19 protein-coding genes are annotated in these 22,802 nt (G+C 33.7%); 3 read left to right on the forward strand and 16 right to left on the reverse strand.

Translation table 11 applies throughout. From position 1 onward, the window contains the following. Positions 1 to 546 precede the first annotated feature (546 nt). Entirely contained in the window at positions 547 to 1,575 is a 1,029-nt protein-coding gene (locus CLOLE_RS17525) for an ATP-grasp domain-containing protein (protein ID WP_013658449.1), read from the reverse strand. Positions 1,576 to 1,599: 24 nt separating this feature from the next. Then, positions 1,600 to 2,268 carry a hypothetical protein gene (locus CLOLE_RS17530; RefSeq protein ID WP_013658450.1) on the reverse strand — a complete coding sequence of 223 codons (669 nt, stop codon included), beginning with the start codon at positions 2,266 to 2,268 and terminating at the stop codon, positions 1,600 to 1,602. Positions 2,269 to 2,415: 147 nt separating this feature from the next. Between CLOLE_RS17530 and CLOLE_RS17535 the strand changes: the two genes are divergently transcribed. After that, complete coding sequence (locus CLOLE_RS17535; protein ID WP_013658451.1) at positions 2,416 to 3,216, forward strand: rhomboid family intramembrane serine protease; 801 nt, start codon at positions 2,416 to 2,418, stop codon at positions 3,214 to 3,216. 63 nt (positions 3,217 to 3,279) lie between these two features. Here the strand turns inward: CLOLE_RS17535 and CLOLE_RS17540 are convergent, their stop codons facing one another. From CLOLE_RS17540 to CLOLE_RS17605, 14 genes are all read right to left on the reverse strand, one after another. Then, positions 3,280 to 4,203 (reverse strand): hypothetical protein, encoded by a 924-nt coding sequence (locus tag CLOLE_RS17540; RefSeq protein WP_013658452.1) that lies wholly within the window; start codon positions 4,201 to 4,203, stop codon positions 3,280 to 3,282. Positions 4,204 to 4,214: 11 nt separating this feature from the next. Next, positions 4,215 to 5,378 (reverse strand): S41 family peptidase, encoded by a 1,164-nt coding sequence (locus CLOLE_RS17545; protein WP_013658453.1) that lies wholly within the window; start codon positions 5,376 to 5,378, stop codon positions 4,215 to 4,217. Positions 5,379 to 5,507: 129 nt separating this feature from the next. Then, positions 5,508 to 6,680 carry a S41 family peptidase gene (locus CLOLE_RS17550; RefSeq protein ID WP_013658454.1) on the reverse strand — a complete coding sequence of 391 codons (1,173 nt, stop codon included), beginning with the start codon at positions 6,678 to 6,680 and terminating at the stop codon, positions 5,508 to 5,510. Between the two features lie 68 nt (positions 6,681 to 6,748). Further along, the gene (locus tag CLOLE_RS22085) at positions 6,749 to 7,891 is read right to left on the reverse strand and encodes a murein hydrolase activator EnvC family protein (RefSeq protein ID WP_013658455.1); all 1,143 of its coding nucleotides are present in this window, start codon (positions 7,889 to 7,891) and stop codon (positions 6,749 to 6,751) included. 12 nt (positions 7,892 to 7,903) lie between these two features. Further along, complete coding sequence (ftsX, locus tag CLOLE_RS17560) at positions 7,904 to 8,797, reverse strand: permease-like cell division protein FtsX (protein ID WP_013658456.1); 894 nt, start codon at positions 8,795 to 8,797, stop codon at positions 7,904 to 7,906. Next, positions 8,766 to 9,473 (reverse strand): cell division ATP-binding protein FtsE, encoded by a 708-nt coding sequence (ftsE, locus tag CLOLE_RS17565; protein WP_013658457.1) that lies wholly within the window; start codon positions 9,471 to 9,473, stop codon positions 8,766 to 8,768. The genes ftsX and ftsE overlap by 32 nt, the downstream gene beginning before the upstream one ends. A gap of 16 nt (positions 9,474 to 9,489) precedes the next feature. Beyond that, positions 9,490 to 10,587, reverse strand: coding sequence for a PucR family transcriptional regulator (locus tag CLOLE_RS17570; protein WP_013658458.1), 1,098 nt, complete (start codon positions 10,585 to 10,587; stop codon positions 9,490 to 9,492). A gap of 190 nt (positions 10,588 to 10,777) precedes the next feature. Next, complete coding sequence (locus CLOLE_RS17575) at positions 10,778 to 11,896, reverse strand: ABC transporter ATP-binding protein (protein ID WP_041713080.1); 1,119 nt, start codon at positions 11,894 to 11,896, stop codon at positions 10,778 to 10,780. Positions 11,897 to 12,199: 303 nt separating this feature from the next. Beyond that, entirely contained in the window at positions 12,200 to 12,934 is a 735-nt protein-coding gene (locus CLOLE_RS17580) for a WecB/TagA/CpsF family glycosyltransferase (RefSeq protein ID WP_013658460.1), read from the reverse strand. 246 nt (positions 12,935 to 13,180) lie between these two features. Next, positions 13,181 to 14,287, reverse strand: coding sequence for a polysaccharide pyruvyl transferase CsaB (csaB, locus tag CLOLE_RS17585; RefSeq protein ID WP_013658461.1), 1,107 nt, complete (start codon positions 14,285 to 14,287; stop codon positions 13,181 to 13,183). Beyond that, positions 14,266 to 16,191: a DUF5693 family protein gene (locus CLOLE_RS17590; protein WP_013658462.1), complete on the reverse strand. Its 1,926-nt coding sequence runs from the start codon at positions 16,189 to 16,191 to the stop codon at positions 14,266 to 14,268. The genes csaB and CLOLE_RS17590 overlap by 22 nt, the downstream gene beginning before the upstream one ends. A gap of 27 nt (positions 16,192 to 16,218) precedes the next feature. Beyond that, complete coding sequence (locus CLOLE_RS22090) at positions 16,219 to 16,725, reverse strand: hypothetical protein (protein WP_013658463.1); 507 nt, start codon at positions 16,723 to 16,725, stop codon at positions 16,219 to 16,221. Positions 16,726 to 16,752: 27 nt separating this feature from the next. Continuing rightward, a complete protein-coding gene (locus CLOLE_RS17600) occupies positions 16,753 to 19,581 on the reverse strand; it encodes a phosphodiester glycosidase family protein (RefSeq protein ID WP_013658464.1) in 2,829 nt (942 codons plus the stop codon). 11 nt (positions 19,582 to 19,592) lie between these two features. Then, complete coding sequence (locus tag CLOLE_RS17605) at positions 19,593 to 20,858, reverse strand: LCP family protein (protein ID WP_013658465.1); 1,266 nt, start codon at positions 20,856 to 20,858, stop codon at positions 19,593 to 19,595. A gap of 295 nt (positions 20,859 to 21,153) precedes the next feature. On the opposite strand from CLOLE_RS17605, the gene CLOLE_RS17610 reads away from it, so the two are divergent. Then, entirely contained in the window at positions 21,154 to 22,023 is an 870-nt protein-coding gene (locus tag CLOLE_RS17610; protein WP_013658466.1) for a deoxyribonuclease IV, read from the forward strand. Further along, positions 22,004 to 22,756, forward strand: a complete 753-nt coding sequence (ymfI, locus tag CLOLE_RS17615) for an elongation factor P 5-aminopentanone reductase (protein WP_408610333.1) — start codon at positions 22,004 to 22,006, stop codon at positions 22,754 to 22,756. The genes CLOLE_RS17610 and ymfI overlap by 20 nt, the downstream gene beginning before the upstream one ends. Positions 22,757 to 22,802 lie beyond the last annotated feature (46 nt).

The following is a 22,802-nucleotide window of genomic DNA, read 5'->3' on the forward strand; positions in this document are numbered from 1 at the left end:
CAACTTTTTCAAATTTTATTAGGGACTTATCATTCTCGCGGCATATATATAAATGTAAAAGTAAATCAAGTAACTTCCTCGGCATAATTACCACAGCTTCAATCTGAGGAACTGACCGGGTCAGCCAAGTCTCAATCTATTGTTATAGGTACCTCTGGACTTAAGGAAAATGTTCACTGATGCGCTGCAAGGAAGGCGCCATATATAAGTTGCAAAAAAGCTTTTACACTGTTTTACAAATAAAGTTTTAAACCAGAGTCTTAAAGCCTTAGCTTCCTCATCATAAGGGTGCACCGGCTAAGACTTTTAAGAGCTCCTCACTCTTCGTTTAAACTTTCATAGCTTATACCTGTGGCCTCTTTAAGTGCAAAGCGTACTGAGGAGCTACCCTTATGCCCTGTTTCAGCTATTGGTATAGGTTATATAAGTGAATAACGAGAGTCTGGCACATAGCAAAAGCCACCCCTTTAGATTTTTCTAAAGGGGTGGCCTTTGCTATATGATAAATATCTATAGAAACTTCAAATTCAACTCTTTTATTTCTTATTAAGCCTTAGGCTCTTCTTTATCTCTTTTAATATATAATTGATTTTGTCCTAATTGATAAAAATGATAAATACCTTTTTCCTCTTTTTGCTCCTTAACAGGTTTAATAGTTCCCTGTACATAAGCTTCTAATTCTGGTTTATTAATAGACATGCCCACTAATAAATGTAGATACTGCTCATAAATAGAAAGTTCATATGCTTCTAAGGTGAGAAGTCCTGCCATAGAGAGCTCTGGTGTAATCTCAATAAGTTCCACACTTTTGTTTGCTTTAATACCATATTTGATTGTAAAAGCGCCAATACCATTTATTTCTTTAAGCAGCTTTTTATTATAACGATTAAGACGTGTTAACATAGTCTTAGATAAGCTGTCAGAAATCTTTAGATGACAAGTTTTATCTTCATCATTTAATTCTTCTACTGGGTCGTATATATATGCTTTTTCATCTTCATCGACAATACAAAGAAAAGTTATGATGCGGCTATACTTAGTAATAGGTTGCAGAATAAAGCTATCTGCTCCTTCATCTACTTCTAAGATAAAGTCTGCCAAATCTTCTTTATTATAAACAGCCATCTGCTCAGTTCGGTCTGTATATTGCTTAATAAACCTAAATGGCATTTCTAAATTCTCCATTTGAGAAAAAGCTTGCTGCTTATTATCTTGATAATAAACCTTAGGCACTGGAATATCTAGAAATTCTAAAATATCCTGTACATTTTTAAAATGGCAAAGGTCTTTCATTGTTTCCTTATTTGGATAAGTTTTTGCATGGAGTTTAACATTTAACTCGAAATCCAATTTCGTATTAAAAATAAGAACATCACATCTTAAACTTAGCTTTTGAATACTTTCATTGGTAATAGCTGATATAATGTGTTCATTTGCCAATTGGGAGCCTATACATCCCACTTTAGGATCTAACAGACTTGTTCTTATACCCACCTTAGCAGCTTCAATACAAAGCATTAAAGCTGAAGTTCCTCCTCCAACTATACCTATTTGCTTAATACCATTAAAGTTCATCTCTTTATCTCCTCATTAACTTTTTTACTCGTTACCTTCATCTAATAAATAGTCAAGTAACTGGGCTGTTTTCTCAAGGTCCTTAACTGTAGTTGTTACACCAATAATAAACTCATCATTGGCAGTAATGCAAGGGATATTAGCAAACTTAGAAATACGGATACCATATATGTGCTCTTCAGCCTCAACTAACTCTTGGTCGTCATTATACTTCTGATTATAAGTTACTAATCGGTCCTCATACTTTTCTAGTAATCCACTAAACTCTGGCACCGTCTCTAATGGTACAAACATATCAGCACCTAACTGTCTGGTATAACTTTCAAACATCATAGGCTCTAAACCTAATACATCAAGTTCATCTGTCTTTACTAATAAAGGAATCTTTTGGAGCATAGCCATTCCCATCTCGCCCATATTATCCCAGTCAACAATTGATAACCCTAAATCTGCATTAAACATTTCCTTGTATGACTTTACTACTTCAGGCTGCGTTTCATCATAATTCATTTTCCCTGCTAGGACAATATCTACATCATGCACTTCCTGAGGTGTAAAAATAGAAATCACTAAGCTTGAAATAACTGCTGCCCCAATAATAAATGATAAAATATACCATCTATAGTATTCCCATATATGATTTACTTTTTGCTTAAACGTAAGTTCCTTAAAGTCCTTACCATACTTCTCCATATTTTGCTTGTCCTCCTGTTTCATTCTTCCCCTTTGCCTTAGGTATAGAGTGTGCTATACTTATAGCAAGATTTTCGATTTTATTATAAACTATGTTAAATTATAAAGCAAAATTATATTATTTATATGAATGTTAAGGAGGAATTTATGAACTTTTTAAATAAATTAGAACGTAAATATGGACGTTTTTCCATTCCTAATCTTATGCTCTATATTATTATGGGAAACATCATTGTTTATATAGCTCAATTCTTATTAGGTTTACCTATTATAGAGTGGATTTACTTCGATCCAGCTTATATTATGCAGGGGCAAATCTGGAGAATCATTTCATGGATTTTTATTCCTATCTCTAGTAGCCCTATATGGTTTATTTTTGCTATTTTACTTTATTATTCTATTGGTAGAGAATTAGAATACCAATGGGGCACTTTTAAATTTAATGTTTATTATTTATTAGGAATCATTTTTAACATTATTGCCTTCTTTATTTCTGGTGGAAATATGATTATTACTGCAACTTATATGAACTTATCTTTATTCTTAGCTTATGCTGTACTTTTCCCAGATGTACAATTTTCACTTTATGGGATTATTCCTATTAAAGTTAAGTATCTTGCAGCTCTAAATATTGCTTTCTTACTTGTTAATCTCATTCGAGGCACTACTAGTACCAGAATTCTTATTATTGTTTCTTTACTTAACTTTTTACTATTCTTTGGTTCAACCCTTATGCGTGGGCGTCGTACAAGTACGCAGAAACAATTTAAGAAACAAAAGCGTGAGCTTAAACAAGGGGCTCCTATTAAGGTAGCCTTCCATAAATGTGCTGTGTGTGGGAAAACTGAGTTAACTGACCCTGAGGCAGAATTTCGTTACTGTTCTAGTTGTAATGGTAACTATGAATATTGTATGGAGCACTTACACAATCACGAGCACAAACAATAATCGCATGTATAAAGGACCTACTATTTCTTTCTTAGAAATGGTACGTCCTTTTTGTTTATCTTCCTATTCCCTAGGTAAGATAATAATCTCGAGTTTCTCATATTCCTCTTTATCAAAACTAAGTATTTTTTTATTTCCATCTAAATCCTCTATCATCATAACAAGCCTTTTTTCTAAAAGCTGTTTATAATATTCCTCTTCACCTATTATGTTTTTACCATTAACCTTTAAAATCACGTCACCACGCTTAATATTGTTTCTTTGTTTCTGCTCCTTGTTAATCTCAATAACCCTAACACCCTTTTTAGGTAAGCTATACATATAGGGACCTCGCTCCATGAAATCATTTATCACAAATAATAACTCATGTGCAATTGGCATCATGATCATGCCTAATACTAAAGGCACTTTTCTTAAACAAACTAATAGCCCAATAAGTAGAATAATACTCCCATACATCCAAATGCATTTACCACTCTTTTTAGCTTTAGCCTCAGGTTTCATAGTATAAGTTTCATCAGCATAAACTAGCACACAAAGTAATGGTACATAAAAGCCCTTAATCGTAAATAAAAACAGGGGGATATACCACTTCCTATAAGCTTGATATCCTCCTGTTATTTGGTTTCTTTTGTAATTAATAATACACTGATTCTCTCTTGCACCGAACAGATACGTTAGTAATCCTTCAAGCATATGAAGGGCACCAACAATGAGTATGAGCTTTTCATAAGGTAAAGTAAAATACATTGCTTTTAACTTAAATCCTACCAATATTGTGTCCATTAAATATACTAAGGCAGTGACATAAGCTAAACAAGTCAATTTTTTATCTATAAAGCCTAGTATCAGGCTCATTAATAGTAATATAACAAGTTCCCAGGAAACAGGCTCACCATAGTTTTTTAAGATGATTCCTGCACTTAATAAAATTCCTATTGCGCTACCTATTACTACTTCTCTTTTACTCTCCCTAATGAAAATCACCTCCTACAATACTACTTGAGTTTTTCTTTAACCACCTTAATAGCAGTTTGTAATTGGTCATCTTCTGTATCTGTTAATTCTCTACCCTTTAAAATCTTTTCAGTACTTAACTTAACTTCATAATCAGGTGCGATTCCTATACCTTGAATACATACACCACTAGGGGTGAAATATTGAGAAGTTGTTAGTTTAATAGCTGAGCCATCTGATAAAGGAATGATTGTTTGTACAACACCTTTTCCAAAGGTGGTTGTTCCTATTAACTCTGCTCTACTATAGTCTTTTAAAGCACCTGCTAATACTTCTGAGGCACTTGCACTATTACCGTTAATGAGTACCACCATAGGAATATCTGTATACTTACCATCAGCGTAATATTCGCTGCCTTTACCTTGCTTATCCTTGGTAGATACAATAATACCTTCTGGTACTAATTCATCGGCTATTTGTTCCACAATGTTTAAAAGACCACCTGGATTATCTCTTAAATCTAATACTAGTCCTTTTGCTTTTTCTTTCTTTAATTTATCTAGTGCCACCTTAAACTGGTCATAAGTTACTGCTTCAAATTGTTTGATTTGAATATAGCCTACTTCATTATCTAACATTCTAAAATAAACCGTAGGAGAAGCCACACTAGCTCTTTCTATGGTAAAATCATAATTTTTTTCTTCCGAAGGTCTATAAACAGTAATATCAACAGTTGTTCCCGGTGTTCCTTTTACTAAGGTTGGCAGTATTTCAAATTCATCGCCAGTAACACGTTTACCAGCTGCCTTAATAATTCTATCCTTTGGTTTTATACCAGCCTTCTCAGCAGGTGAGCCCTCAAATACCTCTGTCACTTCTATACTATTATCATAGGTTTGAAGTGTCATTTGTATGCCTATTCCAGCATACATACCACTAGATTTCTCTTTAAAGCTTGCATATTCATCAGAAGTATAGTAGTTCGTATAAGCATCACCTACACCTGCAACAAAACCTTTATAGATGCCCTCCTCTAGTTTTTGTTCATCAATATCTCCCACATAATAATCTTTCAACACTGCTTCTATTGCTTGCAATTTTTTATCCACATAATGATACTTATCTACAAATGCTGTAGTAACTAAGACCATTGTAACGAGTAAAAAACTTACAGCAGCACCACGAAAAATAGTTTTCTTTTTCATCAATGCTACCTCCTTAGTATAAAATTAAATGCGCTTACTATTATTTTATGTTGTTTTCCTCTGTATTATCCTTATAAATATCACCCATAAAATGTATTTATTAGAATAGAAAAACTTAGAGCCCTTCTCTTAATTTGAGAATTGCTCTAAGGCTTTTTTAAGTAAGCTATCATTTTCTTTACTGATGCTTCCCTTTTCTATATATTCCACTTTTTCCTGCTCAGTCATAAATACCATTTCATCTGGTTCTATACCTTTATCTGATAGCTGCTTGCCAAACTTGTCATATAATACGCCAGTGGCCACACTAAGCCCACTGCCATCTTCTAAAGCAACTAACTCGCTTACATAAGCTAATCCATAAGTATCTGTCCCCATTTGAACAGCTACATCCTCCATGGCACTTACAAAAGCTTCTGCCCCGCCTCTTGTATAACGGTCTGTTAATAACACAACTTTTTGATCATATTTACCTGATGACATTTCGAAACCCTGTATGTCACTTTTACCATGTTTCAATTTAAAGGCAATACCTTCATCTAAGAATAAGTCGCACATTTTACTAACTTCGTCAACATTATTGGTATAAAGCTCTCTCACATCAAGTATAATACCCTTTATCTTCTGAGCTTCAAATTCCTTGATTACCTGATCAAGATGCTCACTTGTTCCATTTCTAATACTTTTTAGTTTAATATAGCCAACTTGATCTATCATTTCATATGATAAATCATCTAATGGAACTAGTGCTGCTGTAAGATTAATTATTTCTTCTTTTTCATCTGCACTTCTTTTTATCTTATATGAAATGGATTGTTCTCCTGTGTAAGCTAGCTTATCAAGTACTTCTTTTTGATTAGCACCCACTACTTCTATACCATCAATAGCTATAATATGATCACCAGCTTTAAGACCGGCTTTGGCAGCTGGTGACTCAGGAATAACATCTGTAATTAAAACAGACCTACCATCAGCTTCCCAAGTCATCATTAAACCTACACCTAAATAGTTACCTTGGCTAGTAGCTTCAGCTTGTTTAAATTCATCTGTTCCAAGATAATATGTAGCTGAATTTTCTAAGCCACTTACATAGCTAGTGTAGATACTATGTGTGATTTCTTCTTCGCTTATTTCATCAATATCATATAAATAGCCACTTGATAAATATTTATTAATCATTTCCAGCTTGCTAGTAGAATAATAGGCGCTACTGCTTTTAGAACTACATCCTACCACTAATGTAATCACGCCAAGGCTAGCTGTAATAAGAATAACTTTTTTTAATAAATTTGCTGGTTTCAATGTAGTCTCCTTGCCTTATTTGTCTCTTTTTATTTATTATTTACCTAACTCTGGCGATTTAATACTCATTAGTTTAAATATGGCCATGGACTTGTATGGCTACCATTGACACGAACTTCAAAGTGACAGTGGTTACCTGTAGAATAGCCAGTGCTACCGATCTTAGCAACAACTTGCCCTTTGCTTACTGTCTGTCCTTGACTTACCACTACAGATGAATTATGTCCATATAAGGTTACAATGCCACTACCATGACTAATCATAACAGTATTGCCATATCCATTGATCCAACCTGCTGTAATAACAACACCATCTCCTGCTGCTACAACATCCTCTCCATAGCCAGCTGGAATATCTATTCCTGTATGGAATTCATAATTACCTGAAATAGGACTTGTTCTAGGGTTATATTCTGAACTAATGCGGTAGTACCCTGGTACTGGCCAAGTAAAGGTACCTCCTGTATATTGAGTTGGTATCTGATTCTTGTTTTTTGCTTCCATTTCTTCTGTAAGCTTTTTAATATCTTCTTCTAGTTGCTCAGATATTTCTTCTAGCTTAGAAATTTCACCCGCTAGTTTACCTTCTTCACTTTCTAACTTATCAATAGCTACTTGTTTTGCAGCTCTAGCTTCTTCTAATTCATTCTTTTTACTAATTTCTTTCTTTTGAAGTAAATCTAAATCAGATTTTTCGGATTCAATTTTTTCTTTTTGAACCTCTATATAATCAATCTGAGCTTGATAGGTATCTAGCAACGTATTATCCTTTTCTGATATACGTCTGATATATTCTAGACGATTAATGGCTTCCCAAAAACTATTAGAAGAAAAAACAACTTGTATATAACCTACTTTTTGATTCTTATACATTTGAACCATACGTGCTTTGGTAGCCTCGTATTGTTCATCTTTTTTAATATTAGCAGCTTCTAGCTCTTTTTCGCTTTCTTCAATCTCAAGCTTTTTCTGTTCTAACTGATCACCTAGTTCTTTAATATTATCTTGTATAGCAACCATTTTCGTATCAACTTCTTTAATCTCCGCTTCAATAGCCGCTCTTTCCTGTTTTCGCTCTTCAAGAAGTTGTTCTTTATCTTTGATATGCTGCTCGGCACTGCTTAGTTGATTCTTCTTATCATTAATAGTATCTGCATAAACAGGAACCAGTAGCAATGTAAATGCTAATAAAATACTAATTTGCTTTTTCATAGTTCCTCCTGATTATACTTTTAAGTGTTTATGTATAGCAAAAGCACTTCCGATAAGACCTATTCCAATACCTAGACTTAAGTACATAGGAATTAAAGAAGTCATAATAGTTGCTGTAGGCATTAATGCAATTTCACCTAATATACCGGTTGCATTTTGAGACATTCCTTGAACCCAATTATAGGCAGATGCTACTGCAAGGATAGCTACTAATGCACCAATAAGTCCTACTAACATCCCTTCAATCAGAAATGGGACACGAATAAAACCATCTGTTGCTCCTACATACTTCATAATATTGATTTCTCTTTTTCGAATATAAACGGTTAGCTTTATCGTATTAGACATAAGTAAAAGACCCACTACTATAAGACATATGATAATAGCATAACAAACATAGTTTACAGTATTTCTAATGTTAATAAAGGCTTCTGTTTCATTTTTAAGGTAAACTGCTTCATCAATTCCCTCTAATTCTTGAACCTTTTTAACCAATTCACTTTGATTTTTAATATCTATAGCGGTAATTTCAAAAGAAGCTGGTAAAGGATTATCCTCCTTAAACATAGCAAATAAGCTTGCATCTTCATTTTCTTCGCTAAAGTTCTTTAGCGCATCGTCCTTTGAAATATAGGAAACACCTGCTACGTTAGGCATTGCTTCTATTTTATTTTTAAGACCTAGGATGGCTGTATCACTTAAGCCATCTTCAAGATAAGCTGTAATGCCAAACTTACTTTCTATTTGTTCAATCATATAGTCAATGTTGGTACCAACTGAATAGGACATTCCCAATATAAGCAAACATAGTACAATTGTTCCTGCTGAAGCAAATGCCATTGTCCTGTTTCTCCATAGCCCTACGATACCCTCTTTAAATAAATACTTGAGAGTATTCCACTTCATCGTCATATCCTCCTTCATGCACATCCTTGCTTATTTGTCCATTAGAAATTTCTATCACACGTTTCTTTAAAGTGTTAACTATTTCTCTCTCGTGAGTAGCCATAATAATAGTGACTCCTCTTCGGTTGATATCCTGTAAACAGTTCATAATCTCCCAGGAAGTCGCTGGATCTAAATTCCCTGTAGGCTCATCTGCAATTAATATTGGATTATTATTAACAATAGCTCTTGCTAAAGCTGTTCTTTGTTGCTCTCCCCCTGATAATTCATTAGGATAACAGCGTGCTTTTCTTGCAAGGCCTACAAGTCCTAATACGATAGGTACATTTTTTCTAATTTCTCTAGAGGTAGCACCTACAATCTGCATAGCAAAGGCTACATTCTCATAAACAGTTTTATTAGGAAGTAGTCTAAAGTCCTGAAATACCATACCTAGGTCTCTTCGTAAGTAAGGAATCTGTCTTCTCTTTAGTTTAGAAATATCTTTGTTGTTGATAATAATTTTGCCATGATCAGGGTCAATTTCTTTAAAAAGCAGCCTTAAAAAAGTGGATTTACCAGAACCACTGTTTCCAGTGATAAATACAAATTCACCCTTTTCAATTGTTAAGCTGACATTATTAAGTCCAACTGCCCCATTAGAATATACTTTAGATACACCCTGTAATTGAATCATTTACTATCCCCTGTTTCTACATTCTATTTTGACTTTGTCTTTCCATATAGTCCATATACTGACTTACCATAATTGTAATTTTGAAAATAATAGCATCATCAAATTTACGTAAATCAAGTCCTGTTGTTTTTAATAATTTATCTAAACGATAAACTAAGGTATTTCTATGAATATAAAGTTGTCTTGAAGTTTCAGATACATTTAAGCTGTTTTCAAAGAATTTATTAACAGTCATTAATGTTTCTTCATCAAAACTATCTACGCGTTTATCTTTTAATACTTCCTTAATGAAAAGCTTGCATAAAGATAAAGGCAATTGATAGATAATTCTTCCAATACCTAATTTAGAGTAATGTGAAATGTGTCCTTCACAGTTAAAAATCTTACCTACTTCAAGAGCCATATTAGCTTCTTTATAAGAATTAGAGACATCCTTAAGATCACTTACTACAGCACCAACAGCTACATATACTTTGCTCATAGCTTCAGCACTTAAAGTATCATAAATCATCTTAGCATAATTTTCGATTTCTACTGGATTGTCAGTATTAACTTCTTTTACTAAAATAATATTTTTTTCATCTACTGCTGTTACAAAATCTTTTGTTTTATCTGGGAAAATGTTTCTTAAGATATCAGACATACTGCTATCTTTTTTCTCTTCACATTCAATTAAATAGACAATACGTTGTACATTATTTTTAATATGAAGTTTTTTAGCTCTTGTATAAATATCCACTAATAATAAGTTATCAAGTAATAGATTTTTAATGAAGTTATCTCTATCAAAACGCTCTTTATAAGCAACTAATAAGCTTTTAATTTGAAAAGCTGCTAGCTTACCTAATTTATACGCTTCATCATCTGCACCACTTACAGAAAGAACATATTCAACTAAGTATTCGTCATAAATCTTAAAATAGTGTGATGCTTGCATTTCTTGGCTATCTGCCTGTGAATTAATAAAAGCTTCTACTTGTGGTACATATTCTCCTGCACTTTTTCCATCTGTAGTTACTACAATTTTAGATTCCGCATCTAATACGCAAAAGTCTCTTCTTGTAATACCCTTGAGGCCATCAATTGTATTTTGTAAAATTTGATTAGATATCATATATTTATCAACTCCCAATTATTAAATAATTTATATTCCCAGTATCTTTAATACTATTCTATCCTATTTAGGTGTAAAAAAAAGTTATATTTTATTATTTATCCACAAAAACCGTTATTATGCCACCTATTTCTCTTATTAATAAATAAAAGCACTAAGATGTTACATCTTAGTGCTTCTTAAGTCTAAATTAGTTTGTGATTGTTTGTTGGCTTTCTAAGTCAAATACATGAACTTTAGTTACATCAAACGCAATTTTAACTTCATCATCTGGACCAGCTTGGCAAGATGTGTCAAAACGTCCTGTAATGTTGTTACCTTCACAGATCATGTAGAAGTTCTTTTCTGCACCAAGCATTTCTACTACTTCAACTGTAGCTGAAGCAACAATGTAGTCTGCTTTTTGTTCTTCGAAAAGTGTTGATGGTTCTGCGATGTGTTCTGGACGAATACCCATCATAACATCTTTACCTATGTATCCACCTGCAACTACTTTTTCTGCTTTTTCTTTTGGAAGCTTAATTTCTACGCTACCAAATGTAAGCACAACGTCTTCGCCTCTTTTAACAGCTTTAGCTTCGATTAAGTTCATTTGTGGTGAACCAATGAATCCAGCTACGAATAAGTTTTGTGGTTTGCTATAAAGATTAGATGGAGAATCTACTTGTTGGATAACACCATCTTTAAGAACTACGATTCTTGTACCAAGTGTCATAGCTTCTACTTGGTCATGAGTAACGTAGATGAATGTTGTTTGTAATCTGTGGTGCATTTTAGAGATTTCTGTTCTCATTTGTACACGAAGTTTAGCATCAAGGTTTGATAAAGGTTCGTCCATAAGGAATACTTTTGGTTCACGAACGATAGCACGACCCATGGCAACACGTTGACGTTGTCCACCTGATAATGCTTTTGGTTTACGATCTAAGCATTGGTCGATATCAAGGATTTTAGCTGCTTCACGTACACGACGATCGATTTCTTCTTTTGGAGTTTTACGAAGTTTTAAACCGAATGCCATGTTATCATATACAGTCATGTGTGGGTATAAAGCGTAGTTTTGGAATACCATTGCGATGTCACGATCTTTTGGAGCAACATCGTTACAAAGTTTGTCACCAATCCATAATTCACCTGAAGAAATTTCTTCAAGACCAGCGATCATACGTAATGTAGTAGATTTACCACATCCTGATGGACCTACGAAGATGATGAATTCTTTATCTTCAATATCTAAATTGAAATCTTTAACTGCTACGAAGCCGTTTGAGTAACGTTTTTCGATGTTTTTTAATTTTAAACCTGCCACTTTGATTTCCCCCTTAAGTTTGGATAATTCATATGTCATTGGACTTACTTTACTATACTATACTTTTCTTTAGTTTCGCTATTGACTATTTTTATAAAAACAATTCTAGCATTTTGGCTAATAGTCCTAAATATCCCTCATCTCCTAATTATTAGGAGGTATAAACCTACTTTCACCATGAATATCAACAAATTCACTGGGGTATTCTTTATAAACATTTACATAACAACTGTTATAATCTGTAATTTTAAGTCACATTAACAAAGATTTTTATACATTTTGAGCGTATACTACGTATTTTTACTAAGATTTTCTATCAAATACCACTTCCTTCAAAAATAGTGGTAGTACAAGCATACGTTTAAAACGTGTTGGTTGTTGTAACAATCGATAAAACCATTCTAATCCTAGTTTTTGAAAAGCAATAGGAGCTCTTTTTACTCTACCTGCCATACCATCTAAGCTTCCACCCACACCTATGGCTACTCTCACATTTGGTAATAAGTGCTTATTTTCCTCTATCCACATTTCTTGCTTTGGTGCCCCTAATGCCACTAGTAAAATATTAGCACCTGAAGCATTAATATCCTCTATAATAGCTGGTTCATCTTCTTTTTTAAAATAGCCATCTCTAGTTCCAACAATCTGAATACCAGGATAAGTTTCTCTCATCTTCTGTGCAGCCTCTTCTGCAATCCCTGGCTTACTTCCAAAGAAATAATACTTGTAGCCTTCCTTCACAGCTCTTTTCATTGTATTTTGTACTAAGTCATAACCTGCTACACGTTCTGGAAGTCTTTCTCCCTTTTGGAGCTTTGATGCAATAACAACCCCTATGCCATCTGGTACTACTAAATCTGCTTTTTTTATAACCTCTAAAAACGCTTTGTTTCCTTTGGCTAGCATAACAATCTCTGGATTAGGTGTATATACTGGATGAAGGCCATCTGACTTCATGAATTCACTTACTTTCTCCACTGCCCCATCCATTGTTATATTCGAAATAGGTACACCTAAAATTTCTATTGTATTCATCATATTCTACCTCCACAACTCTTCATTGTTCATGCTTAATTGTTTATTATTCATCCATCATTATTTACTATTCTTTTTAACGCTTCAATCTAATTTTTCATTTTTCTAATTCTTCATTATTAATTCTTCATTGCTTTCCTGTTTATATTACTCATATCTTTATAGATATGCAAGTATTATAAACAAATTGGGGATTTTATATATGACATAACATATATAAAATCCCCATTCCATTTTTCTAGCTTATCTCTAGTTTATCTTTAGTAATTTCTTTATACACTCTATTGGCAAATAAAGACGAGATAGGTTAGCTTCATAGCTTATCTTTAATTGCTTCTTTTGCTCTGTTAAATTTTTCTCTAAATCTAATAAGCTTGTTTTAAAGCTTTCTTCCGTCACTTCACTCACATCTAAACAATAAGGTACTCTAGCTTCTTTTAAGAAAGCATCTACCTTAGGATCATAGGATAAACCTAACATAGGTACCTTAGTTGCTGCTGCCATGATTAAACTGTGAAGTCTCATCCCTATAATGAATTCAAATCCTGCTGTGTAAGTAAGAACCTCTTCAATAGAAAGCTTTTTAGCTATCACCTTGATCTGATCTTCACATGCCATGCCTTCATTTTGCATTTCCATAACAAGGGCAGCTTCTAAAGCTTTAGCAATGTCTAAATCTTGTTCATAGTGCATAGGAATAAGATACAGCTTATAGCCTTTTTTAATAAATTCTATTAAACCTTCTTTCATAGCTGAAATAAGCTTTTGATTTTGATCTTCATTTTGCCAAGGCCTAATATATATACCTATGGTTTTCTCAGTTGTCTTAACATCATTAGGCAAACTAATACCCAATACAGGGTCAATAGCTACACCTATTGATTTTTTAACCCCTATTTCTTCTAACAAAGCTTTGGAAGCTGGGTCCCTGACAAAGATACCATCTACCTTATTAACTACCTTTTTAATCAGCCACCTACTAAATCCTTTATTAACTGGTCCTATCCCCTGAGAATAAAACACTACTTTTTTCTTATAAAATTGTGCCATTTTAACAATCGCTAAATAATAAGGAATGGTTTTACTACTTGTAACATCTTGGAGCAAGCTGCCTCCACCACTAATGAGCAAATCACATGCTTTAATAATCTTAGCTACATTTTTCATATCCCATCGATTAATACTTTCTACCTGATATAAGCGTGCAGTTTTCTCTGGATTATTAGATAATACAGTAATTTGTACCTGTGGTATTTCTTTTTTCAGCATAGCTATAATGGAATAAAGTACTGCTTCATCTCCAATATTATCAAAGCCATAGTAACCTGATAATACTATTTTGTTTGTATTTGCCATTTTTTCATCATCCTACTTAATAATTTTAATACCCCTATTAAAATAAGGCCTAAAATAATTCCTAAAATAATACCATATGCACTTCTTAATAACGAAATAAGAATTGGTGTATGAATATGTGCATAAGTATTGACTAAAGAAACTGGTCCTATAGTAGCTAATATAACAAAAGGTATATAAGCTTCTTTGTATCCGTAATATAGTAAACACATTAAAATAGGATAGGCAATTAAAAATTCCTTTGTACGTGGTCTAACGCCAAGAATGTTATCTAGTAATTGTCTAAATTGCAACTCTAAATCTGATGCTGTTCCGCTATTCCCTGTTCTTGTTACATAGATAGCGAGCACACCACCTAGTAAAGCTATAAGAATAAGGGCTCCATAGCTAATCTTTCTATCTAGAATTCCCTTATAATATTTAAAGTCCCATTGATGCTTCTTAAAAATAAGGATTAATAAAACTAATACAATTGGCACTACTGTTGCTACTTTTACACCTGCAAACACATTAATTCCTAATGCAAAATTAGTTCTTGAGAGTGTTCCTATAATAGTAAGTACACCTCCAAATGAAATCGCACCTATTTTAAGGAAGCTTAAAATAGTTTCTTTCATATTTCTAGGTGTTTCTTTTAACCCTTTAACCATAGCATAGGTTGGGAACATAATAGACCCAAAGAGTGCCATAAGCTGGCTAGCTATTACAACATTTAGTTTGAGTAAACCAATATAGCCTATGATTCCTATAATCCCTAAAATATAGCCTACTTTAACCATACCTAGCTCTGCTAGTAATAATATAAAAATCATAATAGCTGCTAACCCTGCTAAAATAGCTACAAATACAGGAATAGGTGGTAAATTATAATCCTCTACGGTTCCTGTTAAAGTATAGCCCTTAGAAGTCGTATAGTTTACAAAACTTGATATAGCATCTTGTAAGTAATCAATATCTTCTTCAATATTAACTGTTGTAGGCATCTTGAATAAAAAGGCACGGATATTCCTTTCTCTAAGAGCTAGTTCATAACGCTCCATAAGCTGTGGTACTGTAAAGGTAGAGAGTTGTGTATCACCTATTGTATGAAGCCTAATCACCTTATAGTGTTTACCTTCTTCACTCGTTTTTTTAGCTAATGTATCAAACCCTTTTTGTTTATTACTTGTAAACTCTATAAATCCTAATTGATGATCTTGTATAAGTTTCTGCATTTCTTCATTATCTACACCTGGTACATCTGTATCAGCAAAGTAAATGGTATCTACACCATTGATACGTTCTATTTCCTGTACCACATAGTCAAGTGATTCTGGTGTAATATTAGTCCAGCTTTTAAGCTGAGGAGAAATAGTATAACCTAAGCTTGCTGCAAGATTAAGTGAGTCTACATCAAAGCCTACACCTGTATTAGTCAGTTCATTTGCAAATTCACCAATACTAATAAAATAAACGCCATCTTGCTCTAAATACTCTAATTCAATCCCTTTTGTTGCATAGCTTTCATAAATATTTTCTGCTACTACTTTATCCTCTGTTACAATGTAACGTGATTCTGGTTTAACCCCTTCTACATCAGGATAATAAAATTTCAATATATAACCTTCTAAAAGACTTATTTTACCTAAGCCTCTATACGTATAAAGGTCAGCTTCTACTGGGGAAGCTACTGTATTTTCTCTTACAAATAAAGTAGTCACACCTAGCTCTTTGAACCTTAATAATACTTCTTCTAGTGATCTATCTGTTTCAGTAGCGATTCTAAGAACATCGCTATAACGTATGGCTACTTCTACTCCCTTGTAGCTTTCTTCAGTTTGAATTCTTCTAACTCCTACAAATGAGCAAGCTATAAGTGAGATGACCATTACGGTATAAATTAGGATTTTAACTTGTTTTTTCATCTTTTCCTCCATTGGCTGTATAAATCATTAGTTTAATATATAGCCACCTCTCACCATTACTGTAAGCTGTTTTGTTGCCATTAAGCCTCTTCCATCTTCTCTTGGAATAAGTAATAAATTGTTTTTAGGTGCTACGGTATCCCCACTTAAATCTTTACCCTCTGTAATATCTTGAACACCACCTACGCTTGAAGCAACTATTTTCCCTTCACCAGCTCTAATAATCATTTCAGAGCCTTGTTTACCAAATATGATTTTTCCTTCTGGTACAACTACAATCTCATAAGTGCTACTTCCGCCTTGTTTTAACTCTGCGATTTCATCTCTTAATGTTAAGATGAGCTGCTCTTGTTCTTTTAATTGGTTAGCTAAAACAGTATTGCTAGTCCCCCCTGTTATTTGTGAAATTTTTTGGTCTACATAGCTCTTTGTCACTAGTGGGTCTTGTTCTGTTCCTATTAACCCATCAGCTGCATAAAGTGTTGTTGCCCCTATCATGAGTAAGCCTAATGTAAGTTTTAATTTTTTATTCATAGTATACCTCCTCTTAGTTAGTAATATTTATTTAAATTTCTCAAAGGTGTAATAAATTTTGTCTCCATCTATTTTGAACTTAAGGAAAGTACCTTCTTTATAGTTATCAGTAGTAACATTCATTCCATGCGTTCTTATGTATCTGATGCCATCTTCTATACGGACTTCATTTTCACTACCACCAGTAGTAACGACAAATATATTTCTTCCTGTGCTTTCTTTATAGGTCTTCAAATACTCATGTAATGCTTGTCCTTCTAGTGCATCATTGAACTGAGTAAGTGGATTTTTGCTCATCACTATAATAATATGTTTTGCATTGGTCTTATCTAAAGACTGTTTCAAGTAAATCCATGCTTGCTCTTGTGTTGTTCTCAGCCCTCCATTACCTGTTCCTAACATAATCATTTTCGTATTGTTATAATCAATAGCTTCATATGTATTTTTGTAAACATAGTTTGGCGCCCCAAGTGATAGCTCACTATTACTATTAGAGGCTAATAGTACTGCACCTGCTCCCTCTGATAACTGCTTACTTATACTAGCTAATGTATCTTTCCCTAGCATCATGCTAGATACCTTTGTTGGCCCCACTGCATTAATGATGTATTGATTTTGTATAGCTTGTTGCAGTGTAGGTTTATAAAAAGGATCTGCACTAGTATCATTTCTTGTTGCTATCCCTACCGTGTCTCTAAAACCTCTTGTTATGGAGACGTGATCTATATAAAGTGTAGTTGTTACCTTAGTAGCATTACTATTAGCATAAGTGTATAACTTTGTTACCTTTGCTGGCAAGCTTATTTCCTGTGGCAAAGTGGCACTTACATACTTCCATCCATCAAAATCAAGGCTGTCAGCAAGTTTCAGATAAAAGGTCTTACCCTCTTTATCTACCACTTCTATCTTGGCTACATGTCCTTGTTTTTTTGCCTTTAACCACATATTAACACTTGCTGCATCTTCTGGAATCTGTATAGGATTACTAAATACAGTATATGCCACTTGTTTATTAGCGCTAGGCATAAAAGTATAGGTCATTTTTAGTGCTTGGTTACCATGGTATTTGTCATCTTTAGAAATTTCTACTTTACCTACAACAGAAGAAGTGTCCCCTGCCCAAGTAGCTCCATTAGTTTCAAAGGACTCTAATGGCACAGCTGTGTTACCCACTATAACACCCATCTCCTTAGTGATGCCTTTATAATTAGCTGTAAGTTTCCCAAGTGTATTGGTAGTAGATACTATTGTATTATTAGTGGCTGCTAACTTAGTATTAGCACTTGTCCAACTTACATTTTCTGCTTTAAGTGGAATTTTATATCCCTCTTTGTCTAGTCCATAAACCTGAACTGTCTTTGTGCTATTCTCATTTAATTGTACAAGGCTAGGTTCTATTACTAAACCTAATGGCGCACTACTTACTTTAATTTCCGTTGCTGCCTGAGCACCATTATACTGAGCAATAACCATTAACTTACCTTCACTACTAGGTGTAAAAGTTGCTCCATTAAATTGCCCACTTCCTCCTTCTACAGAAAACTTCACTTTTGAGGTATCTATCGTTACAGGATTACTATTTTCATCAATACCTTTTAATTTTAAGGTAATATTCTCTCCTATAAAGGTTCTGCTGTAAGTAGGTTCTATGTATAAGGTGCTTATCTCTCCAGGCGCCGAGTTACTAAAAACGCCTAGGCCATTAATAACTTTTCTTTGACTACCATCAGATGGATTATTCTGCAACTTAACTTCTTTTTCTCCTAAGTTCCTAGCAACAAAAGTAGTTGAACCACCACCATCTAAATACATGGCATTGTCTACATTATAACGTTGTAGTATTTCTACAAGTTGGTTATGTGTTACCCCTGTGTAGCTACCTTTCCCATCAATTGTAATAAGTAATATTTCATTGCTACCTTTGGTTGTTGCAATAATAGTACGTGCCACTGCTGAATTAGGTGTTACTTTATGTGCTGAACCTGTATACGCCATGCCATTTTTCATAATAATACCACTACCACCTATACCTAGCTTTAACTCATTAATGGCAGTAATGACATTGTCACCGACATACAGGAACTCTTGAAGGTCTACGCTTGTTCCTATAGGCATTTTTGTATAGTACTCGTTAGCACTGGTTTCTGGTACTAAAATAACATATCCATTTGTAGGAATGGTTACACTCTCTCCTGCTTTTGCTAAATAAATGACTGTATCATTTTCTACTACAATGGTATAAACACTTTTATGCTTTGTTACAATATTATTAGTTGTTTTGTAATAACTAGAATCCACAATAATCGGTCTAGTAATCGTATTAGGAATATTATTCTTTGTAGCTGCCCCACCAACAAAGTTCCCATTGGCATTGATACGAATAGATACACCATAATACGCCATAGAAGGCGTATTATTAGTGTCTAAAGTAAAGGTTGCCATGCTTTTATTAACACCTAACTCAGAGTAGTTACTATTATAACCATGCTTTAATACACCACCCTCAATATAGGTTCCCAAACTAGGTGTATTACTTGTACTCATATCAAAATAATCCGCATTTACCCCTGCTATGGCTCCTGTATTATTAACCATTTGTAATACGGTTTGCCTTTCTACTCCTGTAGCAGATTCCATAGGCTTTAACGATACATTACTATCATTCAAATCTATTTTTAAAATATTAATATTTCTCCAGCCTTCACTCATTAGAAGCTTATCATTAATATGAACAGCACCTTTAGTAATGACTTGCTGCGTTCTTTGTTCATGTAGTATGCTCCCATATACTGCTGTACTGCAACTTATACCTGCTAATAGCATAAAACTTATTAATCTCTTTCTTATGCCTTTCATTTTAATCCCCCTTACTGGATATCATTGCCTAATATAATCTGTATATCATAGTTCATATTTTGATTCTGTTTAATAATCGCATTCGGATAATACTTCTTAAATTGATTTGCTTTTTCCACTTCTTTAGCATAAATAACTGTTGTACTTGGTTCTTCTAAAGTAGAATTACCTATTATATTAACGGTATAACCGACTGCTTCTAAATTTTCCTGAGCTGCCGCAGCTGCTCCCCTGATAGCTGTAGCATTTAGAATTTCTATACTTACACTTTTATCTTCTATCACTTTTGATTCTGTACTAGTCTCATCATCATTAAATACGCCTTCAACAAATCCTGGCATAGCCTCCATATCAGGGAAATAATAAGATTTACCGCCTTCATATGCACCTTCACCTGGAATAATATTAAAGCTTAAGTTACTTGAATCCATTGATTTTAAATAAGGTAAATAACTTGGTATATCACTTAATTTAATGTCAGTGGTAACTGTTTTAAAAATAGTATTAATAATGTTTGGCACCTTTGTGATAATACCAGGACTTGTTACTTTTTTAGCAAATGCTTCTAAGAATAGCTGTTGTGTTTTAATACGTCCTACATCGCCTTCTGCGTAACCTTTTCTAAATCTTACAAGACCTTCTGCTGCCTCACCATCTAATAATTGTGGGCCTGGGTCTAAATGTATGTGTAAATCAGCATAATTATCATCATAATGAAGACCATTACCATCAAGTACAGGTACATCTACCTCTACTCCACCAATAGCATCTACAATTTGTTTAAATGCATCAATAGTAATAATGACATAGTTGTCAATCTGGATACCTAACATATTCTCTATTTCATCTATAGTAAATTCTCTAATGTGCTCGATACCTGCATAGCTGGTCATTTCATTAATTTTTGAAACATTAACAGAATAACCTTTGTATTCTTCCATTCTTTCTTGTTGCTCCTGGGACCACTCAACCTTTGTGTCACGAGGAATAGAAATAACTTTTGATTTACCGGTTTCACTATTGTAATTTAAAACAAAAATAACATCTGTACGGTATCCATCTTCATCTACACCAAATACTGCTAATGTTTTGTTGATAGGGTCTGGTTCTTTATTGCTTCCATTGAAAGGATTTCCTTTATATAAAAAGTGATTATAGGCAAAAATAAGCCCTCCTATTACAAGAGCAGCTATAATAAAGGTAATAACCATCACCCTAAAAAAAATTCGACCCAATGCTTTTTTTTGTTTTTTCTTTAATTTTTTCTTCTCACTCATCATTTTCTCCTATGGTGCTTATATATTCTGTCATGCTCAAAAATATTTGTCACAAGATATGCATTCTTACTAGATATGCTTAGCATTTTTCGGTTATTCTATAATATATAGTTTCCCTAAAATCATATTTATAGTATAATTTCTGCTAACACTTCCTATATTGTAGTAAAATATAGCTGAGATGTCTATTATAATACGGTAATTTTATATAAATTTAATATCTGTCATTTATTTGTTAGATTTAAATTGGAAGAATAACATATATCATATTTTTCATTCAGAAAGGATTATAAAAATGCTTAAAATTGGTTCTCATGTTTCTATTAGTGGTGGCTTAATTGGTGCCGCTAAAGAAGCTTATTCTTATGGTGCAAATACCTTTATGATTTATACTGGTGCACCTCAAAATACAAAACGTTCTCCTATTGAAAATTTAAAAATTAAAGAAGGACGTGCTTTTATGGAGGCTCATGGACTTTCTGACCTAGTAGTACATGCACCTTATATTATTAACTTAGCTTCTTATAAGGATGAAATCTATAAGTTAGCTAAAGAGTGTCTTGCTCTAGAAATTGAACGTACTACAGCCATTGGTTCTAACTACTTAGTACTTCATCCGGGTTCTTTTACAGATAAAACCTATGAATATGGTGCCCAGCGTATTGCTGCTGGTCTTAATGAAGTCCTCACCGAAGAGACTAAGCCTCTTATTTGTTTAGAAACTATGGCTGGAAAAGGAAAGGAAATCGGTCGTTCTTTTGAGGAACTACGTGATATTATTGACCGAATTGAATTAAAACATAAAATTGGTGTCTGTTTCGATACTTGTCATGTTCACGATAGTGGTTATGATATTATTAATAACTTAGATGAAGTGTTTGCTGAGTTTGATCGTATTATCGGTCTAGATAGGCTTAAAGTATTTCATCTCAATGGCTCTCTTAATCCTTGTGGTGCAAAAAAAGATCGTCATGCTAACTTGGGTGCGTCTGAAGATAATCCAAAGGGGAAAGACTTTATAGGTAAAGCTGCACTCTATCATGTTGTACACCATCCTGTAGCAGTTGGTAAACCTATTATTTTAGAGACACCTTGGTTAGATAAAAAAACAAACTTATATAAAGAAGAAATTGCTTTCTTAAGAGGTGATCAAATTGAACTTTAGTCATGAGCTTGTTCTTGTTACAGGTTCTTCCCGTGGCATTGGCAAGGCTATTGCTTTTGCTTTTGCCGAAAAAGGTGCCACTGTTATTTTAAATGGCGCTACTAATGAAGCACGTTTAAAAGAAACTTATGAATCCTTTTTAAATAAAGGCTTTAAAGTCTATGCTTACTTTGGAGATTTATCAGATTATAACGTAGCTAGTTCTATGATGGATACCATTAAAAGCCATTATGGCAAGCTTCCTTCAATAGTTATCAACAATGCTGGCATTAGTCATGTTGGGTTATTCACAGATACCACTCCTGAAATGTGGAATAAAATTTTGACAACAAACTTAAATTCTGCTTATCACTGTAGTTATCTAACAATTCCTTCAATGCTCCAACGTGAAGGTGGTATTATTATTAATATCTCATCTATCTGGGGGATGGTTGGTGCTTCCTGTGAAGTGGCTTATTCAACTAGTAAAGCCGCTCTTAATGGCTTTACCAAAGCTTTAGCCAAAGAGCTTGGGCCATCTCATATCAGGGTAAATGGTATTGCTTGCGGTTGGATAGATACTGATATGACCAGTTGCTACACTGAAGAGGAAAAATCCGCATTTGTAGATGAAATTCCTTTATGTAAAACAGGTTCACCTCAGGATGTAGCTAATACTTGTTTATATTTAGCTTCTCCTCTAGCTTCTTATGTAACTGGGCAAATCATTACTTTAGATGGTGGATTGTTATAATCAAAACTTTAGACATGCTATTTTCTAGTTACTAAAAATCAACATT

The organism is Cellulosilyticum lentocellum DSM 5427, assembly GCF_000178835.2.
Taxonomy (GTDB): Bacteria; Bacillota; Clostridia; order Lachnospirales; family Cellulosilyticaceae; genus Cellulosilyticum; species Cellulosilyticum lentocellum.